This is a genomic window from Clostridium rhizosphaerae, from assembly GCF_016765585.1.
Taxonomy (GTDB): domain Bacteria; phylum Bacillota; class Clostridia; order Clostridiales; family Clostridiaceae; genus Clostridium_AT; species Clostridium_AT rhizosphaerae.
On sequence record NZ_JAESWC010000001.1, the window covers coordinates 165,132 to 186,383 of the forward strand.

Sequence of the window (21,252 nt, forward strand, 5' to 3'; positions counted from 1 at the left end):
GTGTTTTACAGGGCATATAACTATCAGTAGGTTATGTTTAGAATGGCATTGGTATTAGTTTTAGGATGTATGCATTTAGCAATATGAATATTTAAGTTATAAAAACCGCAGAATAATGGTATAAAGTAATTACTCTGAATACTTGAAGGATTTTATAGCAATCTATCGCGAATTAATCTATAATTAACTATGATATAAAAAACAGGAGGTGTTAATATTCCTAAATTACCTAGAAAAGAAAATTTATCTAATATATTCACATTTGGCAATCTAATCTTTGGTGTGCTTTCTATACTAATGGCATCCGAGAGAAATTTCCTTTTTTCCAGTTTATTCATTCTTATTTCAGCCCTATTTGATAGATATGACGGACGCGTTGCACGTTTTTTTGGAGTGGAAAATACTCTAGGAAAAGAGCTGGATTCACTGGCGGATGTAATATCATTTGGTGTGGCCCCGTCTGTGCTGACATTCTATATTTGTAACCTTATTTCCTATTCTTTAATCGGGTATATTATAACTATTCTCATGCCGATAGCTGGAGCTTATAGGCTGGCAAGATATAATGCATTTGATTTTAATGGGGTATTTACTGGAGTGCCTATTACTGTGGTTGGATGTTTTATGGCAGTATATTATCTTATTTATATTTTCATTAATGCAGCTATAATGATTAATATTATTGTTATTGCAATAATATTATGTATTGCTTCGTATTTAATGATTAGCAACATCAAACTAAAAAAAATATAGTAATTAATTCACTTTTGCTCAAAAACAATTATGGATGTGAAACAATAATTAAGGGTAAGCCACTGGCATGCCCTTTAATTCTTTACGATAAGCAAAAGTTATAATTCTATTCTTATAAATTTTATAAGCAACTAAATATGAAACAGAAAAAGTACAGTTCAAAATTAACAGCAGTTCCACCAATAATGAACGTAAGTTTGGATCCATTCACATTCTGGGCCACACTTATGTTGGCTTTTAGCTATTTCTGCTTTGCCGTCGGCGTCTCCTATCCGATTTATCTCAAATTTTCCTTTGCGAAAGCCTACGTTTTCACGATGCTACCGATGTACGTAATCGCGGTGTTAATCTTATTCATGACGAAAAAAACGAATTTCATTAGCAATCTAGGCCAAGTCATGCGGTATTTCACGGAAAATCAAGTTCTGATCCCCATATTTGGCATTCTGATCGGACTGGTGTTACTGACAATTTCTGCACTGATTGCAAACCTGATCTACATGAAAAAAGAAATCTGAGGAAAGAAGGATTATAAATGGCATCATCAAAAATCTCTATTTCTTCTATAAAACCCCACAAAAAATAGGGCTGAAAAATGCACTTTTTCAGCCCCACTTTTGCTCAATTTTTACTTCGAAACCACAACAGATTGAGGTAAGGTTCTCAATAGTTAATCCTAAGCTATTCTGTCTAGCAGTGGAGTCAGCTTTCCTGTGTAGTATACACTTAACTTATGAAGTGCTCTTGTGCAGGCTGTATAAAACAGCAGTCTTTCCTCTTCGCAGCTGTAGTTTTCATCTCCTGCATTATAGATAAGTACTACGTCAAACTCCAGACCCTTTGCAAGATGGGCGGGTATAACAAGGGCGCCGTTTATATACTCATCATCATCTTTTATTAGAGCTTTAACCTCTGTTTTGTCTTTTAAGAAGCTGTATACTCTGTCTGCTTCCTTTGTAGTTCTTGTTATAATGCCAATGGATTTATACCCCTGCTCCCTGTACATTTCAATATCTCTAAGAATTCTTTCATTTATAGGCTCTTCATCATTAAAACCAAGCACTATTGGCTTATCCCCTCTTCTTTCCACATACTCTGCATTGACCTCATGATTGAGAATCCTTCTTGAAAACTCAGTAATCTCCATTGTAGATCTATAGCTCTTCGTAAGGTTTATTATGCAGGTATTATCCTGTGGAAATATATGCGAAATATTATCATAGCTCCCCACATTCATAAATGGATTAATGGATTGATTAAGATCTCCCAGCATTGTTATACTTGCTTGATTAAAAAGCTGATAAAAGATTTCATACTGCAGAGGTGTGTAGTCTTGAGCTTCGTCTATAATTACATATTTAATGTCCGAGGTTTTAGGAAGGTCACCAAAAACCCCTTTTAGATATAACAGCGGGGGCTGGTCCTCGTAGTTAAGAATGTTAGCTCCTAAATTCTTTAAGGTATATTCTTTGACTTCACTGTCTAGATTTTTAAACAGCTTCCTGTATATATTCATTAAATCAAACCTTGTAATCCTGCTAACTTCCTCATATATATTCTTTGTTTCTTCCCTAACTGAAGCAATAGCTTTTTCTTTAGCTTCCATCTCATCTACAAAAGAACCTGTATTCCAAAGTTCATCATAAATTTCATTTATCCTTTCTTTTTCAAAAGGCTTTAGAAGGAATAAAGCTCTTTCTTTAATCTTATCAAGCCTTCTTTTGAAAGGAAGGTTTATATAATCCTTATAATACAGCTCCTCAAGTTCATTTTTAGATATTACTAATTTATCTCTAAAGACTATATCCTTAAAGTTTCTACCAGCCTTTTCTACTTTTGCTGCATATTGCTTTAGTACATCTATAAACTCAAGTGAAGACTTGTATTTTATATTTTTAATTCTCTTTTCATAATCCAAATGCTTTTTTGAGGTAAGAATATATTCCATCATATCAGAATAATTTTCTTTAATAAATTTATTCCCTAAAGCCTTATGCATATATTCCTTAAAGGTTGTCTGGAGCATGTTGTCTTCTCCAAGCTGAGGCAGAACGTTTGATATATAATCATTAAAGATATCATTGGGTGAAAATATTACTATATTTTGAGGCGTTATCTTAGCGCGGTGCTTATAAAGAAGATATGCTATTCTATGAAGAGCAATAGAGGTTTTTCCGCTTCCTGCAGGCCCCTGAACAATTAGGTTTTTGTATTCTTCATTGCGGATTACCTTGTTCTGCTCCATTTGAATAGTTGTTACTATGGCCTTCATCTTATTGTCGGTGCTTTTACCTAAAATGTCCTGGAGTATTTCATCATCTATCTTAAGGTTACTGTCAAACATATATTCAATATTGCCATTACTTATTTTATACTGTCTTTTTAAGGTCAGCTCTCCTTCTATAGTCCCTTCAGGACATTTATAGCTTGCCTTTCCTATTTCATAATCATAAAACATGCTTGAAGCCGGAGCTCTCCAGTCATAAATAAGAAAATCATAATCTTCATTTATAAGATTTGATAATCCAATATAGCACTTCTCAACTTTATCCTCCCCGTTTTCAAGAAAATCAATTCTTCCAAAATAGGGAGACTTAAGCATTCTCTCATAGGTTTCCTGAAGCCTTCTTGTAATTTCATGATTTCTCTTTTGATATTTCATTCTGTCGATGAAGCCCATAAAACTTACAATCTGCTCCAGACCGTTGGTTACAGAAACAGAGCCGAGCTCCTCCCATAACTCCTTTTGAGTTTCAAGTGCATCTTTTCTAAACCTATCCTTGTAGTGAAGCTTTTCGTCAAGCTGCCTTTGTGCCTCTTTAAGTACCTTCTGAAGCCATTCCTTTTCTGATTTCCATTCAAAGTCGTTAATGCTCATACCTACATCAGCCTCCTTTTAGTGTTTGAAGCCTTCATAAAATGCTTTTTAAGTATACTCGCAAAATGACCTAAATAACAGTCTGTAAATATTTTTTTGGATATGGTATAATTAAAGTAGGGAGAGTAGATCTCCTAATATAACCTGCCTTAATATGAAATTTACATACATTTAAAGATAGGTTCCTCTATATCATCTCACCCTTGTAAATTCCCACACTGTCAAAACTATAAATAAAAAGCCTTCATAATATAAAATTATGGAAGCTTATTAGTGTCTTTATTTCTATTTAATATTATTCTTGTTACAATTAAATAAACAATAAGTGATTGAGGAACGTTTATAAGGCCAAAAAGTCCCCAAAGCCAGTAGTACTTTTCCTCTCTTTTTCGTGCATCTGAAAATATCCAGGCAGCCTGTGCCAATAGTAAAGGGCTTACAATAATCAAAACTAATATCAGCTGATTTCTTGTCATCTTTGAACCCCCTTTAGTTTAACCCTTGCAGCTATTGGTATTAGAGTTAGAGGAAGAAAAACAGATATTGCAACTTCTGCATATATTATAATTTTTATATCTACATTAAATGCAAGGAAGATAAATGAAGATACTATTACGAGACAAATAGAAATAAAAATAAGGTATTCCTTTCTAAGCTTTTTCTTAGCTTTTATTGCCTCTGCATTATTTATAACTTCTAAAATATTAATATCCATAGGAAAATCTAAAGAATCTACTATATCCATCTTTTCTAAGGAATTATTAAGCTTCTTGTTAAACAGCTCATCAGTCTCTGAAGTTAAATGTTCCGAATAAGAAGCTTCTTTATAATAGTTATCAATTATATTATTTTCTATGATGTCTTTCTTCATTAGACCAGCTTCCTCCTCTCTAATTCATGAATTATATATTTTATAGTGTTATGAAGTCTTGAACGAACTGTGCCAACAGGACAATCCAATATCTTTGCAATCTCTTCATATTTATAACCATAATAATGTTTTAGTATAAATACAGCTCTCTTTTCATAGGGTATAGCTTTTAAAATTTCTATAATATCCTTATACTGAAGCTTGCTTATAGTTAGCTCTTCGGGACTCATTTCCTTTGAAGGAATACACTCGTCTATGAGCTCAAGCTCTTTATTTTTTCGGAGGTAATCCCTATAAACATTAGTAGCTATTGTAATTAGCCAAGTTGAAAACTTTGCCTCTGGCTTAAATTTATGAATATTCAGCACCGCCTTAAGCATGGCTTCTTGAATAATATCCTGAGAAAGTTCGGCATTGCCGGTCATTTTTATTATGTAACCTTTAAGCAGCGGAAGGTTATCAGAAAGAAGTGTATTAAGAGCACTTTTGTTTCCCTGCTTTGCTTTATTTATTAATTCTATTTCATACAAGCACTCTCCGCCTCACCTTCCTAATACTTTAACGTATTTAAACGAAAAAAGTTCATCTACTGAAATAAGTATATTATTAATTATTATTATTATTCAAGTGATTATTATATATTAATTCTCTTTCATATGCTTATCTAATAAATTAAATATTTTTTGAACTTTTTTCACGATTGTACGTTTAATAATTGTAAAAATAAAGTTGTTAATGGAGTTTAATGGATAGATTCTCAGTGTTTCGAGTGAAGGGAGGTTAAAGGTCTAAATGACCTTTAACGGGTAGTTTGCGAGTGATAACGAGCGTCTTAAACTACCCAGTGTTTCGAGTGAAAGGAGAAAAAAATGAATGCAATAAATGTAGAAAATCTTAAAAAGTCCTATGACGGTCAGACTAATGCTTTAAACAATATAAGTTTAAGCATACCAAAAGGTGAGATATTTGGCTTTCTTGGCCCTAATGGTTCGGGGAAGACCACTACAGTTAGAATTCTTAATGGAATTCTTTCAAAAACCTCAGGGCATGCTGAAATCTTAGGAATACCTGTGGGGGAAAATAATCTTGAGATTCACAGATTATGCGGGGTAATGACTGAAAGTTCCTCCTGTTATGAAAATCTTACTGCAGAGCAAAATCTTATGTTCTTTGGGAGAATGCATGGAATTGAAGAAAAAGCGCTTAAAGAACGTACTGGTTTTATATTAAAAAGACTAGAGCTATTTGATGTAAAAGATAAAAAGGTAAAGTCTTTCAGTACAGGAATGAGAAAGAGAGTTTCCTTAGCACTGGCCTTAGTTCACAATCCTCAAATTTTATTTCTTGATGAACCTACTTCCGGACTGGACCCGGAAAATGCGCTAAATGTTACTAGGCTTATAAAAGAACTCGCAGAGGAAAATCAGGTTACGATCTTTCTTTGTACCCATCAATTAAAATATGCTGAAGATATTTGTACACTTTATGGTTTTATAAACAATGGCAATGTCCTTGGCTTAGGCAGCTTTGACGAGCTTGCTTCAAGAAAAAATGCTTCCCTTCAATTAAAAATCAGAGGCAAAAATATTTCTGATAAGTTTGGATTTATCCATGAAGGTAATGATATGTACAGCAAAGCTATTTTAGGAGACAAAGATGTAAATACTCTACTGCAAGGTATACTGACAAGTGGCGGAGAAATTTATGAAGCAGTGCAGCAAAAATGGTCACTAGAACAACTGTACTTTAAATACATCAAAGGTACATCCGAGGATGTAACCATTTAGACTTAGGAGGGTAGAAAATGAATAGAAGTGAAAAAGCCTTGATAGATAAAGATATAAATGAAATAACAAGTTCAAAACAGGTTATTATGCCTATGACTATTGTACCAATTGTGCTGATGGTAATTATACCACTGGCAATACTTATAGGTGCCAGCTTTATTGGAAAGGATTCAAGCATGATCACAAAGCTTGGTCCTCTTATAAAAAAATTACCTTCTGAGTATACAGCCTATACTCCGGCACAGCTTTTAATAAAAGTAACCATAAATTATATGTTTCCATCTTACTTTCTAATAATTCCAATAATGTGCTCAGGAGTTATCGGAGCCAGCAGCTTTGTGGGAGAAAAGGAACATAAAACTATGGAGTCTCTTCTTTACACGCCAATATCTATGGAACAGCTTTTAAGGGCTAAGATTTTAGGAGTTTTTATTCCATCTTATATCATAACCTTGCTTTCCTTTATAGTCTTTGGCATTGTATTTAATATAGGAGGGTTCATATATTTTGGAGGGCTTATTTTCCCTGATATAAAATGGCTCATAATTATACTATGGATTTCACCTGCAATCAATTTGTTATCCCTAATATTTACTGTGATGGTATCTGCAAAATCAGAAACCTTCCAAGAAGCCCAGCAGGTAAGTGGTCTTCTTGTTCTTCCAGTGCTTCTTTTATTGGTAGGTCAAATGACAGGTGTATTACTCCTTAGCAGCCTTGCAATGTTTATAGGGGGCGGAGTTCTCCTAGTACTTGATTATATATTGATAAAAAGGATTTCCTCTAAGTTTATTGCAGAGAAACTAATTTAAAGCAGCACTAGGCTTCTCATAAAAACTACAGCCGTATCTTAATCAGGTACGGCTTTTTTATTTGTTTCTTATTAAAGCTTCATGAAATATTAATTTTGCAGCTACTTCAATAGATAAACAAAATTTCTATAATATTTCTTTCACTTCCACCACATATTGTAAAATGATATAATATTTGTATTGAAAGGAGGCTAAAGTCCTAAATGGACTTTAGCGGGTAGTCTGCGAGTGGGAACGAGCGTTTTAGACTGCCCAGTGTTCCGACAAAAGGAGGAATTAAATTTGATTCTAAAAAACTTAAACAAGTATTCAAGCTTTATATCTCAATATACCGAGCTGAGAGTTCAGGAGAATAGGACACTTAATATAACCTTCCTGAATGGAAATTTAGTAGGAAACGCTAAGGATATTACAAATGGGGTTAGTGCGAGAACATATAAAGGAGGTTCCTGGGGCTTTGCTTCCAGTGCCGAGGTTGACGAAGAAAGTATAAAATCTGTAATAAAAGCAGCTAGTGATAATGCTGTTTTCCTTGATTCCAGAGAGAAAAGAAACAAAGCGTTTTTTAATGGAACAGCAGATTCCTTTGAAAAAAACTTTGGCACACAGAAGACAAGATTATCACAGCAGGAGATTATGGATTTCATAAGAGAAGTTGATTCCTATATGGCATCCAAGTATCCAAACCTAAGCGAAAGAGTTGTTAGCCTTAGATGTCTTGACATGGAAAAATCGCTCATAACCTCTGATGGTGCTTGCCTTTATTCTCTTTTGCCTCGTTCTAACTTTATTATCTCTATGACTGTAGTAAAAAATGAGGAACCTATAAGTTTATACGATGTTTTCGGAGGACTTGGCCAGTTTGAAGATAACTTTTCATCTCCAAAGGACTTTTACAAAAAAATAGACAGCTTATATGAACACTTAATAAATAAAAGTGAAGGTATTTATGCTGAAGCAGGCTTAAAGGAATGTGTGCTGCATCCTAACTTAGCTGGAATTCTTGCACATGAAGCTATTGGACATACTACAGAAGCTGACCTCGTACTTGGGGGTTCAATTGCAGGAAGCTATATGAATAAGCAGGTGGCAAGCCCTCTTGTAAGCCTTGTTGACTATGCTCATACCTATGAGGGGAAAATATGCCCTGTTCCTATTTTTATGGATGATGAAGGAACTACAGCAGAAGATGTTGTTATCATAGAAAATGGAACTCTTAAAGGATATATGCACAACAAAGAAAGTGCAAGGCATTTTGGGGATGTTCCAAAGGGCAATGCAAGAGCTTTTAAATTTAATGATGAGCCCCTTATAAGAATGAGAAATACCGCAATTCTTCCCGGAACAAGCAAGCTTGAGGACATGATTGCCTCCATAGAAGATGGCTATTATCTTATGAATACAAACAATGGTCAGGCTGATACAACAAGCGAGTTCATGTTTGGGATTGTGCTGGGCTATGAAATAAAGAACGGCAGGCTTGGAAGAGCTATAAAAGATACAACTATATCAGGAATTGCCTTTGATGTTTTAAAGAGTACAACTATGGTTTCCGATGATATGGTTTGGCTAAACGGCGGAATGTGCGGCAAGAAACAGCCTATAACTGTTGGAATGGGCGGCCCTGCCATCAAATGCAAAGTTAATATAGGGGGTAGATAACATGATAGATAGAGAAATAGTAAGCTATTGCCTAAATTCTCTTAAAGATTTTGGAGCAGATAAGGCTCAATGCATGCTGTATAGAAATAAAAAATATGAAATGAATGTTGAAAGCGGAGCAATATCACTTTTACGTACTACCCTTGATACTGCTTTGGTTTTAACCGTAATAAAGGATAATAAGAAAGGCACCATTTCTATAAATAAAACCGATGAAGCTTCAATAAAGGAAGCGGTAAAAACTGTTTTTGAATTAAGCTCAAACTCAGATGCTGACGAAGCTTACGATATAGCTCCTTATCAGGCACCTAAGGAATTTACAAATGGAGACAGCGAGCCTGTCATGGACAGAATGTATGATCTTCTCAAAAGTTATATAAGAACTGTTAAAGAAAATTATCCATCTATAAATCTCATGGATACCATTATGTCCTTTGATTCAGGTGTTATGTATTTAGCAAATTCTAATGGAGTAAATTTTAAAGAGTCCACAGGAGTATATAACTTCAGCTCTATGTTTGCTGCTAAGGAAGGAGAAAAGAGTTCCTCCTTTAATGCCAGCGGAAGTTCAATGCTCAAACTGGAAAAGGAATTAATGGACTGCGGAAGTGTAAAGACTCTCTTAAAGCAATCTGTTGAACAACTAGATACAAAAACCTTAGAAGGAAAATTCCAAGGAGATGTTATTATAACTCCAGATTGCCTAAGCGAGCTTTTAAATGCATATATTGATACCTTCTTAAGAGACGGCTCCTTAATATCAGGAACAAGCATACTTAAGGATAAGCTGAACGAAAAGGTTGCAAGTGAAGTACTTTCAATACATTCAAAGCCTGTTTCTAAGGAAATAAGCGATGGCTATCATGTAACCTCTGAGGGTTTTGAAGCTGAGGATGTGACAATAATTGATACTGGAATTTTAAAGAGCTTTATGCTAAGCAATTACGGCTCAAAGAAAACTGGTCGTGAGAGAGCTAAAAATGAAGGTGGCTGTTATGTTATAGATCCTGGAACAGAAAGCTTTAATGATATTGTTAAAGGTATTGAAAAAGGCATACTGCTTGCAAGATTTTCTGGCGGTCAGCCAAGCTCCAACGGCGACTTCTCAGGAGTTGCAAAAAACAGCTACTATATAGAAAACGGAGAAATTAAATATCCTATAAGTGAAACTATGGTTTCCGGAAATCTTTATGAAGCCTTCAATAATATAAGGAGAATTTCATCTGAAACAATAGACTACGGCTCTACAGTTCTACCTTATATATGTGTTTCAGGGATAACTATTTCTGGAAAATAATTAAATTTAGTGACTCTGCATTTTCTAATTGCAGCAATTTGACAAATATTACGCTCCCTAAAAGTGTAACTGTTATTAATTATGGAGCATTTTCATATTGTAATAACTTGACTGCTGCAAAGTTTTTAGGAAATGCCCCGTCTGTAGAGCCAAAGGTATTTGGCGGCATTACCCCGCAATTTAAAGTGTACTCATTAATAGAAGCCACCCTACCTGGGATTTTGCAGCAGATAGGATAACCTCAGATACAACCTTATATGCAAAGTGACTGGATATATATATATGTTCTCAATAAGTACATTCCTGCGAACTTAGGTAGTTTTGCAAATAAATAATATCAGCAGCACTAGATTAATCTAACTTAGTCTAGTGCTGCTTATTAATTAATTTTTTATGTTTATAACAAGTATCTGTAGCTGAGGTACATATTGAATCGTTATACTGGGTTTTATAACTTGAATAATTGCAACTATCTTTAACTGAAAAAATGTAATAATTTTTATTTTTTGATTATACTTAAAGAAAAGACTGCCCATTCTCCAGTCCTTTCAGTCCAAAATAATCAACCACCGTAGCACCAACATCAGAAAGACTGCCCCTATATCCAATAAATCCTTTTTTAAAGTTGCTGCCATGAACCAAAACCGGTACTTTTTCTCTTGTATGGTGGCTGTGGCCTATGGTTGGGTCATTTCCGTGATCAGCCATAATTACTAAAATATCTTCTTTATTCATATACTTTATTATTTCGCCTATATATTTATCTGCAACAGTAAGCTTTTCCGCATATCTGTAAGGATCTTCAGCGTGTCCTGAAAGATCTGTTTCCTGCACATTGGTACATATAAAGCCATCATTAGTTCCTTCTATAGCCTCAATTGTAAACTTCATAACCTTTTCAGTATCTACACAGGGTATGCTGGTTCCGTATCTGTTTTCAACTATATCAGCAACTTTTCCTAGAAGTACAACAGGGATACCTGCCCTGCCAAGTATAGTTGGAGCCTGCGTTTCCGAATTAACCCCATAGCCTAAATGAATAACCTGGTAGGTTTCATTATACACTCCTGATTTAGGAGCATTTATTCCAATATACTTATCTTCTTTTATCTCCACCGCCTTAAATATATCATCAACAGTTACTTTCTTTCCTCCGAAGGGTATAACCCTTGATACATCAACAGCGCCTCTAACTACCCTTCCAATTTTGAGTACTTCTTGATAATCTATAAGGTCTAAGGCCGCGGTGAGGTTATAGATTTGTCCTAAGTCTGCCTCAAGGTTATCCGCAACGGTTACACATCCGTTTACGAGCAGGAATTTTAGTTTGTCTCCCACATATTCTACTTTGTACCCTGCTGAAATCAATGCTTCATACACCCTATCAATAACCTTTGAAAAAGGCTGTATCTTTGGCCTTTTAGGCTTCGTACCCATGATTTCCTGATGCCCTTGAAAGGTATCTGCTCCAAAATGCATCAGCCCGGAAACTCCATAGGTTGCCTTAGGACTGTATTTCATTTCTTTAGATTCGCTGCCCAAGGCATTCATTACTCCCATTCTTTCTAGTGTGGGAAGCTTAAGACCTGGAACTTTCATCAGTATATGCTGAAAAGTGTTAGCTCCTAAGTCTTGGGGCCTTACTTCCATAACATCATCTGTATATCCTACACCAAAACCATCTAAGACAATAACTATAAACCTGCCCACTTAGCATCCCTCCTTATCGATTTACCCAAGCTGCTATATATACCTATAAGCTCGGGTTTTCCAGCCTTCACTCCTTTAATTACGGCAACCTCGCTTCTTGTTACAAAAATCTGAGTTCTAAAAGCAAGCACCGCAGTACTACCAATCTTTGAATTGCCATTAAAGGTTAAATAATAATCTATACTCTGGCTGTCCATTTCACTTAATGTGAATTTATTTGAAGCCTCAAAGGAGCTGCCTATTAAAGCTTCCTTCATATGTGAGCGCCTGTAATGCCCCCCCCCATAGATATAGCCATGATTATCCAAGTTGTGAGAAACCTCGCTTACATAGACCACAGCCGGTATTTCCTCTTCATCCTTAGCTGCATGAAAAGGGGTAGTACCAAGCAGCCCATGCCCCGGCTCTCCATGAGTTCCACCGAATTTAGCAATTTCCTTTATACTGCTTACGCAGGTTGCTGATGGAAGATTTACCTGGCCTAACTTAATAGATAGCTTTTTTTCTAATATATCCTTAGCTTTTAAGACTGTGTTTATATTTCGAGTTTCTTTTATCTGCCTTGACTCCTCATCATATAAGAAACATGGAAAGCTTGTTATTCCATGTATGCCTATATTAGGAAGCTCCATTATTCTTCCTGCCTCCTGTTCAAGGATTTCCAAATAAAAACCGCCGTACTGGGCCGGATATAGGATATCATTGTAATCCAGCACTCGAAGCATAAGCTTTTGGTTTATACCAAGCCTGCGGGCAGCTTTTGAAATATCCCTTGCTTTTTCATAAGAGTAAACTGTAATAACTTCTGGTCTTTTCATTAATATGCCTTCTATCCTATTAGAAGGGATTTGAACCAAATGACCGACATGGCCAAGCTTAACCCCGGCTTCTCCTAGAGCCTCTGCTTCTCTGAAATCTACTGCTACAGCCCCATCATATCCAAGCTTCATTAGCTCATTGGCTACATAGGGATTTCTTCCAAACTGCTTTGTCATGAAATATAGTTTTACTCCGTAATTATCAGCTTCAGACTTTATTTTCTTCGCGTTGATTATAATCGCATCTAAATCTAAAACATAAGTATCAGGGCTAATTTTGCCTTCCTGATGTAACTCAAAGGCTGCTTTCATTAAATTTGGATTTCTTCGCATGGTTACATCTAAAAACAAATCTACCGCCTCCTTTAAGCTACACTCTATCTAACGCTTCATTTAATATCCTTAATACGCCATCTGCTCCTGCTCTCATTGGGTTTATTCTGATCATCCTGTTTTCCAAGGCCTTATCTGCTGCTCTGAAGGTACCTGATACCCTGTAAAACATAGGCACAAATTCATACTTGGATTCTGCTCCCACTGGATTTGGTGCAGCTCCTAGAAGCTCTGCTTCTCTAAGTACATCTTTTGCAATATCCTTTTCAAATTCTACCAACACAACCTTTGACTGTGCGTTAGCTATGAAAGCATTTTTAACTCCCTCAATTTCACCCTTATTAAGTCTTCTTACTATTTCCTCGCTTACCTCAGCTTGGATTGCAAGGGCCACAGGAGCATATGCAAGCCCTCTTAATAGTTCCATAGCCTCATGTCCTTGAACCTGTCCGCCTCCTGAATAATTCCAGCTAATTATCTTATCTATATATTCCTTCCTGCCAACAACACAGCCTATACCTTCAGGCCCTAAAAGCTTAAACAAGGAAAAGGCGGAAAGCTCAGCCCCGCACTGAACTCCAATGTTTCTTACCTTCATAACAGCATAATTGTCATCAGTTAATATAGGCAGACTTTTATCAAAGCCTTTTATTGTTTCTATTACTTTGGTGATATCATAGCTGTCATCAATTTTCTGCCTCGTATACTGTATTAATACTCCATTCACCTTATTTACCTTTAAAGCTTCCAATATATTATCAGTGATGTTAAAATCGGCTTTTATAAGGTTAAGTCCCATAGAGTCAATAGTAACCTTAGTTGTAGGATAAATTGGAGCATCATGTACGAGAAGGTTTTGTCCCGGTCTAATCATACTTAAAAGTCCCCATCTTATAGCTGCTGTTCCTGCTCCTCTAACTAACACTACTTCCTCTGCTTCAAAAAATTTGGCTAGGACCTTTTCCGCCTTTAAAGTAGCTGTAGGCTTGTTTATACCTGATGTCACCCCTAGGTCTCCTAAGGACAATATTTCTTTTCCTCTAAATTCACTTGTTATCAAATCAATTAGCTTAAACTGAAGTGTTTTAGCCTGTTCAAGGGTAATAGACTCTAGTGGATAGGTATTCATCTTTTTCTCCTTTCATTCGAAACACTGGGTAATCTATAGTGTTCGTTATCACTCACAGATTACCCGTTGAAGTCCATTTAGGACTTCAACCTCCTTCCAGTCGGAAGCCTGAGCAATTAAAGATTACTCGCTTCTGCTCGCTAATTGTTCCTTAAAATTCATTTAGGACTTTAACCCTCAAAAAACTTAACTGGATTATACTTAGTCATAAGGTCTATATGCTCTTGACTAATGCCGTTTTCTTTTATATATGGAATAAAGCTATTTAATAAATAATCGTAACCCAGTCCATTTTGATTCTTAAGATGTGATTTTCGTGTTATATCCATTGACATCATCACTCTGTCAGAAAGCCCTCTTCGACAGATCTCCTTAAGCATTTCAAGCCTTTTTTCCTCAGGCATATAGTTAATCTTTCCCACTGTATCAAAGGCGACATATACTCCTGAATCTATAATCCTTAAAATATATTCAATATCTCCACTTAAATCAACATGGCCAATAATAACCTTATTTAAATCCACTCTATATTTTTTAAAAAGGTTTATCTGTTCAAGTGCTACTGTTCCAAGAGTTGTATGAGTTGATATAGGCTTTCCTACTTCACAATGCGTACGGGCCGCTGCTTCTAATACCTTCTCTTCCATCTCAGTAATTCTATTAAGGCTTGTTCCAACTTCACCAATTAACTCTGCCTTTACAGAACTTCCTTCTATACCATGAAGAATTTCATTACACATAATCCTGCTTAATTCCTTCTCTGAAAGCCTATAAACTTCCTCAGGAAGAAAGGGTTCCTTGTAATAACCTGTTGAAAAAATGATATTTATTCCGCTTGCCTCCTGTACTCTTAATGCATATTCTATATTTCTTCCCATTCCTCTATTAGTAACATCAACAACATTTGCTGTTCCCTGTTTTTTTAGTCTAATAAATTCCTCGATGGTTTCCTTTTCACAATCAAGCCGGCAGTCTAAATCCTGCTTAATGCCTGACAAATCAATGGTTATATGCTCATGGATATAGGTTATACCTTCCTTTAACTTCATGTCTAAACTCCTCTCAAAGAAAATATAATATTGTCCTTCCTTCTCCTATATGACTCTTCAAAATAATTTTTATATAAAACAGGCATTTCATAAATGTCTTTTAATTGCTCTGCCAGCTTTAAAGCAGAGAGGCCATCCTCAATTCCATCTCTTGCACAAATAACTACTCCTGAGGAAACTTCGTCAGAGGGTATGGTTATAGCTGTAGCATTAACCATGTTTGCTATCTTTACCATGTATTTTCCCGATTGATTTTGTAGTGATTTTGCAAAGCTTCCCAGCATCCCAAAGACAGAATCTCCAGTGCCTAATAAATCTACTGGCCCCTCATAGGTTATGAGCATGGAATAATTTTTGTATAATTCCTTAACTCTTTTAATAGCTTCTTCCCTGTTTTCAAAATCCGGAAAATTCTCCTCATTAATCTCAATTCCGAGGCTCTCTATTTTTCTAATTATTGGTGCTAACTTTTCTCTCATGTCTTCTTTTGTTGGAAGGATAGTATTTTTCCTAGTACAAACTGCAATTTTAATTTGTTTGTTAATTTCTAGCTTGTCCTCTATATTCAGCATGCTTAAGATGCTTTTTTTCGCTATTTTAAAGGAATGGCTTATTACTCCAATCCCAGGAACAAAGGATATATTGTCTGTAGAAACCTTTTCGTCCGAACCTTTTAAGCCTAGACCCTTTGCCATGATAGAAAACAAATTCAAGCTTAAAGCCGGTGCTAGTACTGAACCGCCTCCATCTGTCCCAATGCCCAAGTCATTAATGCCATAAAGCACATTGATAGCCGAGGCGCTGGAAGAACCAGTCATAACTCTTCCTGTGATAGGATTGATAAGGTTTATATCTATCGCCCTTCCTCCATCTGACATGCCGTCAATGGTATGCCATATAAAATCTTCAGTATCTATTAATCTTTTTACATATAATCTATCTATCTGCTTTGTATTTTTTACCCCTACTGTTATCAACCTATCTTTTATCTTCAAGCTTTCCGCTTCCTGAATTAATAAATCCTCATTAATGCTTACAACAGTTTTTCCTAAAAGCTCTCTTGCTTTTAAAGTTCCTTTTGCTATTTTAAGATATTGTTCAAGTACGTCTTCTTTCATTTTTCACTCCACTCAAAATTATTTATCAAAGGAGGCACTAAGCCTCCTTTATAATGTATTCTATAGTTTATTAGCTTTATTTAGCTGCAGGTGGTAAATATAATCCTACAAGATATAAAATGTTTATTAACACTCCTACCAGAATTGCTCCGATAGGTCCTACTGCCATATCAACAACTGCTTTCTTAGAAGTCTTATTTAATAGATACAAACCGCCTACTACAAGGAAGCCGAAGTTTGGAGCCATAGCATGAGCAGCCATCATTCCGCCTACAAGCAATGCTATTTCAAGGAGCTTTGACATGGCTGTTCTAATATTATCCCCGCATTTTCTAACGCCTGGGAACCTATCAAGAAGCTTAGCAAGTGCATCGAGTAATAAAACTTCAAGTGTAATAACAACAGCACCTAAAACAAAGGAAAGTATGGGGTTTTTAACAAGAAGACCAACAACAAATACAAAGGTCATTCCTACAGGTCCGTATACACCTGTTGCTATAGCTGTAGTTCCAACTAAAGGAATAAAGCCTATTCCTCTAGCCAAAGCTGTTAAAGCAGCTTCTACATTTTTGCCTTTAGCCAGTAAATTTAGGGATATAGGATCTCCGGCAACTAAAGATAAGCTTGTAGCTGCTGAAACAAGTCCACCCATTACAGCAAGGTAAGGTATATTCTTTCTTATTCTTTTAACTCTTTCGCTAAACAGAGCTGTCAAATCTACAGTTTGCGCCTTTGGATCTGGTTTTTCCTTAATTGCAAATGCAAGCATAACAATCATACCGGCTAAGAGGGCCATACCTTCTGGATTTAAAGCTACTTTTGCTGTTCCTATATTAAAGCTTCCATAGTATTGAACTATCTGTCTAATTACGAAGGTTACTACAAGAGTAATTCCGCCTTTCTTAAAGCCATATTGATAAGCCACAACCAAAGCTGGGAATGCAGCAAAGGCTGCAACTATAGGAGTACCTACTGTGCCTAATTGAGATAAAAAGTTTACTGGCAATTTAGCAAACAGGTCTACGACAAACTTTAAGCCAACTGCTATACCAACACCATAAACCGCACCCACAATACCTGATGCGATAACACCCTTCCTGCCTGAAGGAATCCAAGTACCTATAATATCAGTTCCCAGAAGTATACTATGAATTAATATAATTGCTGCTGCTACGGACATTGGGAGTCCAAAGCCTATAACAAGTCCAAAGCTTAATGCAAAGCTTGTTGCTGCCAGCGCCTTTTTGTCCATTCTTCCTTCCAGGTATTCAGGCATAATAGGCCTAAGTCCATCATTGAAGACTGCTACACCTTTGTTCGCTAAAATTGAAGCTAAAGCTCCAATCAAAGCCATTAATACATACTTCATAACCTTTCCCCCTTTAATTAACCTAATATTTTATTCATGATAACAGGAATAACCTGTTCAGCATGCTCCGGAGTAAACCCGAAGGCTTTCTTTCCCTTTTCTATTTCCTTTACTATTTCTTCATCGCTTCTTATCTTCCCAGGCATTGATACTGTTGCACACTGGTTATAGCCTAATAGTGCAATAGCCATTGCTAGAGCTCCGCCACCCCCTGTGTTGCAGGCACCGAAATAGTAATCAGCTTGATTGGTTTTTATCGCAAGAGCAGCTTCAATATCCGATTTAATTACAACTGTTACTTTATCACCTCCTATTTTTTTAATAATCCCAGCCACCATGTCCTTGTCAATTTGTCCTCCGACTACAATCCTCAGCATTTAAAACTCCCCCTCAAAGATTTGTTTAAACCTTTACATCATCCCCGCCAAGTAAAGCGCAAAGATGCATTAAAATAAACCATTGTTCTCCTTTTTGAAAATGTATCTTTAAATTTTTTTCAAGTTCACAAAGTACTTTTTCAGCTATGTAAAACTTATGATGCGCTTTGATTTGCCCATGCATATCCTCATCCTGAAATTCAATAAACTCCTCCTTTTTAATTCTTTCGATAGCAATTGCCATATGGGTAATGAGCATTGAACCATTTTCCTCATTAAGTTTTATGCCGCAAAGCTTATCAATTACTTCAATGGTTTGCAGCATTTTATTCATGGTATCGTCGCTTATCTGACTACTGTTTTTAAGTATTTCTAATCTAAAATTCAAATCCATTTTAGTCCTCCGCATTACGTATTACTTATTTTTAAGCTAATAATTAGGGATTATTTCACCTTTTATAACTTGTCTTTGATAATTAATAACCTTAGCATCACTTATAAACTGCTTTAATATCTTTGTTATAAGCTCATTTCCACTGCAAACGACCAGAACAGCTTCTGTATCATTTTTTTCATAGTTATTTTCGTTTAAAGGGCAATATTTGATATTGATTTTTCTTTCAATAATCTCATCCAGATTCCATACAGCCGCATCAATTTCTCTGTTAAGCAGCTTAGAAATTATTTGATTATAGGGCATCTCAACCAATTGAATATTTTTACCTATACATTGATTTAAAGTTAAAATGTAATGATCAATGGAGCTCTTGTCTATTCCAACCTTCATACCATCTTCGATAAGCTTTTTACTGCTGTCGCCAAAAGCAATTACATGCTCATTAACATAACTATATTTGCCAAACTTCATTGCTACTTCCAAATTTATATTCTCTTTTACTCCCTGCAGAGCTGCCAGCTTTGATACTATTGCAAAGTCATATCTTCCTTTTTCTAGAGCTCTAAGTCTTGTTTCCGCCCCTCTCATATAGGCAAGACCAAAGGAAATTTTTTTATCCTCCACAGATTTATACAATCCTGTTGCAAGCCCTTCATAAAGCTTTGAATATGGTAGAGGCATTACCCCCATTATTGTACCTATATCCGCAAACTCGCAAAGCTTCTCATAGTCTATTGATGTAATAAAGGTTCCTAAATGTCCTCTTGGCTCAAGTCCTATAGCTCTGCTTTTTTCCAGTAGCTTTATTGCAGCCTGAACAGTACCTCTTGCAACCTCAAACTTCTCGGAATAGTCCCTTACCGTTCCTATCCTGTCCCCTTCCTTTAATGTCAAAAGCTCTTTTGCTATGTTTATAGTTACCATGCCGCTCTTTTGCATAAGTTTTACATCTGAATTCATTTAATCACCTAATGTACAAAATTTTGTATTTTGTTTTCTAGTAATATGTCTATGAATAAATGAGCTGATTAATTACTAAAATTTATGTCATTGGTATCAAAATAAAAAATTAAGGGCTGTTGCAAAACACGGAAGATTTATGGTGTTTTGCAACAACCCTATTTTTATTTTGTTTAATTATTAATGGATTGGTAAACTAAGTTAGAAATATTTTTACAGAAAGTAAATGTGCTTGGATATGACTGCTTGCTATTTAAACCATTATTTTGCTTATTAGTAAGAACGATGATTTGGAGATTATATTGAGGGTCGAATATAACGTGTGTTCCTGTGAAACCATTGTGTCCAAAAGCAGTTGATGAAGGCTTACCTCCCTCCATAAAGGAACCCATATAGGACATATCAAACTCAAAACCATATCCCCGGTTGCTGTAATGACGTGTAGCAAACTCATCAATAACAGCTTTATCATATACCTTTGTTGTATCATAGCCGCCACCGTTAAGCATTGCCTGACCTAATACAGCCAAATCTCCTGTAGTTGAGAATAAGCCTGCGTGCCCTGCTACACCACCATTTGCATAAAAGCTGTTTCCATCATTAACTTCACCAACTAGTGTATATTTTCTCCATTGAGTAAAATCTTCAAAATTAACATCTACAGGATACGGCTTGCCTGTCTTTACCATATTCTCTTCATATGGATTTCCCCAAGAGGTAGCTGCTATTCTATCTCTTAGACTTACCGGAGGAGTAAACATGCTGTCCTTCATTCCAAGAGGTGAGTAAATTTTATTCTCCACATACTGATCTAAGGTCTGTCCTGTTATTTTTTCAACTACAAACCCTAGTGTCATAAAGCTAAAGTCGCTATATTTATACTGTGATCCAGTTGGATACTCCAAAGGAAGGTTGCAAATAAACTTCAATTCATCCGCTGGGGTATTACCATAATACCAGGTTGGCTTCCAAGGTGTCAGTCCAGAGGTATGAGTCAGCAAATCTTTAATTTTTACATTTTCTTTTCCATTCTTTGCAAATTCGGGTATATACTTAGTAACCGTATCATCAACATTTAACTTACCTTCCGAAACTAATTTCATTATGGCCTGTGTTGTCGCCATTACCTTGGTACATGAAGCCATATCGAAAAGCGTATCGGTTGTCATCACTCTAGGATTATCTAATAACTTTCCCATATCATATTTTTGCGCATAACCATAAGCGGCATTCTTAACGATAATACCGTTTCTAGCAACTAGCACTACTGCTCCGGGAGTAATTCCGCTATTTATGCCATCATTTACTGCAGAATCTATTTTATTTAATATATCGCTATTCATGCCTGCTTCAGATGGTACACCATCCTTCAATGTCAAATACGGAACAACAACCTTTGTACTGTCTTTTCCTGTTGTTCTTATTTCTATTTTATTTTCACCTTCATTGACATATTGACCTATATTAACTTCAATTACCTCCCCTGAGGGCTTATGAATATACGGTGAAACGTTTACTTTCTGATCATTAACATACAAAAGCATAATTCCCTTTTGCTTATCCTGAATATATATCTTTCCTTCACCTTTGTGTCCTAGAAATTTGCCTGAATACTGTGTGTTCTCTCGATCCAAGCTAACTACAATCTGACCTGACAATTTTGAGAAATCATTTGTATTTGCAGTTCCAGCATGAGAAGGTGTAGCTACAGAAGTTGTAAGGACTAGTGCAGCAGCTACTAAAAGACCAATAACCTTTTTCTTTAACATTCCCTTTCCCCCTAAAAATTTCTATCGTACAAAATTTTGTACTTTGATAAAGGAGATATACTCCTATAACATATTTATGAGTCATTCTTAAAATTAATGACCCTAACTCTTTTTTTTACAAACTTATTGGAATAACTCTATGTTTATATTTATTAATGTTGTT

20 protein-coding genes are annotated in these 21,252 nt (G+C 35.8%); 6 read left to right on the forward strand and 14 right to left on the reverse strand.

What is annotated here, in order from left to right:
- The first annotated feature begins 216 nt into the window (after positions 1–216).
- Positions 217–753 (forward strand): CDP-diacylglycerol--serine O-phosphatidyltransferase, encoded by a 537-nt coding sequence (gene pssA / locus JK636_RS00800; RefSeq protein WP_202747388.1) that lies wholly within the window; start codon positions 217–219, stop codon positions 751–753.
- Between the two features lie 676 nt (positions 754–1,429).
- Here pssA and helD read toward each other — a convergent pair.
- The 4 genes from helD to sigY form a co-directional block, all read right to left on the reverse strand.
- A complete protein-coding gene (gene helD, locus JK636_RS00805) occupies positions 1,430–3,631 on the reverse strand; it encodes an RNA polymerase recycling motor HelD (RefSeq protein ID WP_202746934.1) in 2,202 nt (733 codons plus the stop codon).
- Between the two features lie 257 nt (positions 3,632–3,888).
- Positions 3,889–4,107 (reverse strand): sigmaY antisigma factor component, encoded by a 219-nt coding sequence (locus JK636_RS00810; RefSeq protein WP_202746935.1) that lies wholly within the window; start codon positions 4,105–4,107, stop codon positions 3,889–3,891.
- Entirely contained in the window at positions 4,104–4,502 is a 399-nt protein-coding gene (locus JK636_RS00815) for a DUF5345 family protein (protein WP_202746936.1), read from the reverse strand. Before JK636_RS00815 ends, JK636_RS00810 begins: the two co-directional genes overlap by 4 nt.
- Complete coding sequence (sigY, locus tag JK636_RS00820; protein ID WP_202746937.1) at positions 4,502–5,032, reverse strand: RNA polymerase sigma factor SigY; 531 nt, start codon at positions 5,030–5,032, stop codon at positions 4,502–4,504. The genes JK636_RS00815 and sigY overlap by 1 nt, the downstream gene beginning before the upstream one ends.
- 339 nt (positions 5,033–5,371) lie before the next feature.
- On the opposite strand from sigY, the gene JK636_RS00825 reads away from it, so the two are divergent.
- The 5 genes from JK636_RS00825 to JK636_RS24090 all read left to right on the forward strand — a co-directional run bounded on the left by JK636_RS00825 (position 5,372) and on the right by JK636_RS24090 (position 10,299).
- The gene (locus JK636_RS00825) at positions 5,372–6,289 is read left to right on the forward strand and encodes an ABC transporter ATP-binding protein (RefSeq protein ID WP_202746938.1); all 918 of its coding nucleotides are present in this window, start codon (positions 5,372–5,374) and stop codon (positions 6,287–6,289) included.
- 17 nt (positions 6,290–6,306) lie between these two features.
- Positions 6,307–7,101, forward strand: a complete 795-nt coding sequence (locus tag JK636_RS00830; protein ID WP_202746939.1) for an ABC transporter permease subunit — start codon at positions 6,307–6,309, stop codon at positions 7,099–7,101.
- Positions 7,102–7,383: 282 nt separating this feature from the next.
- Complete coding sequence (locus JK636_RS00835; RefSeq protein WP_202746940.1) at positions 7,384–8,763, forward strand: TldD/PmbA family protein; 1,380 nt, start codon at positions 7,384–7,386, stop codon at positions 8,761–8,763.
- Between the two features lies 1 nt (position 8,764).
- Entirely contained in the window at positions 8,765–10,060 is a 1,296-nt protein-coding gene (locus tag JK636_RS00840) for a TldD/PmbA family protein (protein ID WP_202746941.1), read from the forward strand.
- A complete protein-coding gene (locus JK636_RS24090; RefSeq protein WP_420839254.1) occupies positions 10,027–10,299 on the forward strand; it encodes a leucine-rich repeat protein in 273 nt (90 codons plus the stop codon). Before JK636_RS00840 ends, JK636_RS24090 begins: the two co-directional genes overlap by 34 nt.
- Before the next feature lie 277 nt (positions 10,300–10,576).
- On the opposite strand, the gene JK636_RS00850 is transcribed toward JK636_RS24090, so the two are convergent.
- The 10 genes from JK636_RS00850 to JK636_RS00895 all read right to left on the reverse strand — a co-directional run bounded on the left by JK636_RS00850 (position 10,577) and on the right by JK636_RS00895 (position 21,089).
- The gene (locus JK636_RS00850; RefSeq protein WP_202746943.1) at positions 10,577–11,770 is read right to left on the reverse strand and encodes a phosphopentomutase; all 1,194 of its coding nucleotides are present in this window, start codon (positions 11,768–11,770) and stop codon (positions 10,577–10,579) included.
- A complete protein-coding gene (locus JK636_RS00855) occupies positions 11,755–12,939 on the reverse strand; it encodes a YhfX family PLP-dependent enzyme (RefSeq protein ID WP_202746944.1) in 1,185 nt (394 codons plus the stop codon). Before JK636_RS00855 ends, JK636_RS00850 begins: the two co-directional genes overlap by 16 nt.
- A 19-nt stretch (positions 12,940–12,958) precedes the next feature.
- Positions 12,959–14,050: an aminotransferase class V-fold PLP-dependent enzyme gene (locus JK636_RS00860; protein WP_202746945.1), complete on the reverse strand. Its 1,092-nt coding sequence runs from the start codon at positions 14,048–14,050 to the stop codon at positions 12,959–12,961.
- A 170-nt stretch (positions 14,051–14,220) separates the two neighbouring features.
- Positions 14,221–15,099, reverse strand: coding sequence for a phosphotriesterase family protein (locus tag JK636_RS00865; RefSeq protein WP_202746946.1), 879 nt, complete (start codon positions 15,097–15,099; stop codon positions 14,221–14,223).
- Between the two features lie 2 nt (positions 15,100–15,101).
- On the reverse strand, positions 15,102–16,217 hold the full coding sequence (locus tag JK636_RS00870) for an amidase (protein WP_202746947.1): 1,116 nt from the start codon (positions 16,215–16,217) through the stop codon (positions 15,102–15,104).
- Between the two features lie 76 nt (positions 16,218–16,293).
- Entirely contained in the window at positions 16,294–17,586 is a 1,293-nt protein-coding gene (locus JK636_RS00875; RefSeq protein WP_202746948.1) for a YhfT family protein, read from the reverse strand.
- A 17-nt stretch (positions 17,587–17,603) separates the two neighbouring features.
- Positions 17,604–17,963, reverse strand: a complete 360-nt coding sequence (locus JK636_RS00880; RefSeq protein WP_202746949.1) for a DUF2620 domain-containing protein — start codon at positions 17,961–17,963, stop codon at positions 17,604–17,606.
- A 25-nt stretch (positions 17,964–17,988) separates the two neighbouring features.
- The gene (locus JK636_RS00885; RefSeq protein WP_202746950.1) at positions 17,989–18,357 is read right to left on the reverse strand and encodes a PRD domain-containing protein; all 369 of its coding nucleotides are present in this window, start codon (positions 18,355–18,357) and stop codon (positions 17,989–17,991) included.
- A gap of 36 nt (positions 18,358–18,393) precedes the next feature.
- On the reverse strand, positions 18,394–19,320 hold the full coding sequence (yhfZ, locus tag JK636_RS00890; protein WP_202746951.1) for a GntR family transcriptional regulator YhfZ: 927 nt from the start codon (positions 19,318–19,320) through the stop codon (positions 18,394–18,396).
- A 173-nt stretch (positions 19,321–19,493) separates the two neighbouring features.
- Positions 19,494–21,089, reverse strand: a complete 1,596-nt coding sequence (locus JK636_RS00895; RefSeq protein WP_202746952.1) for a serine hydrolase — start codon at positions 21,087–21,089, stop codon at positions 19,494–19,496.
- Positions 21,090–21,252: the final 163 nt, after the last annotated feature.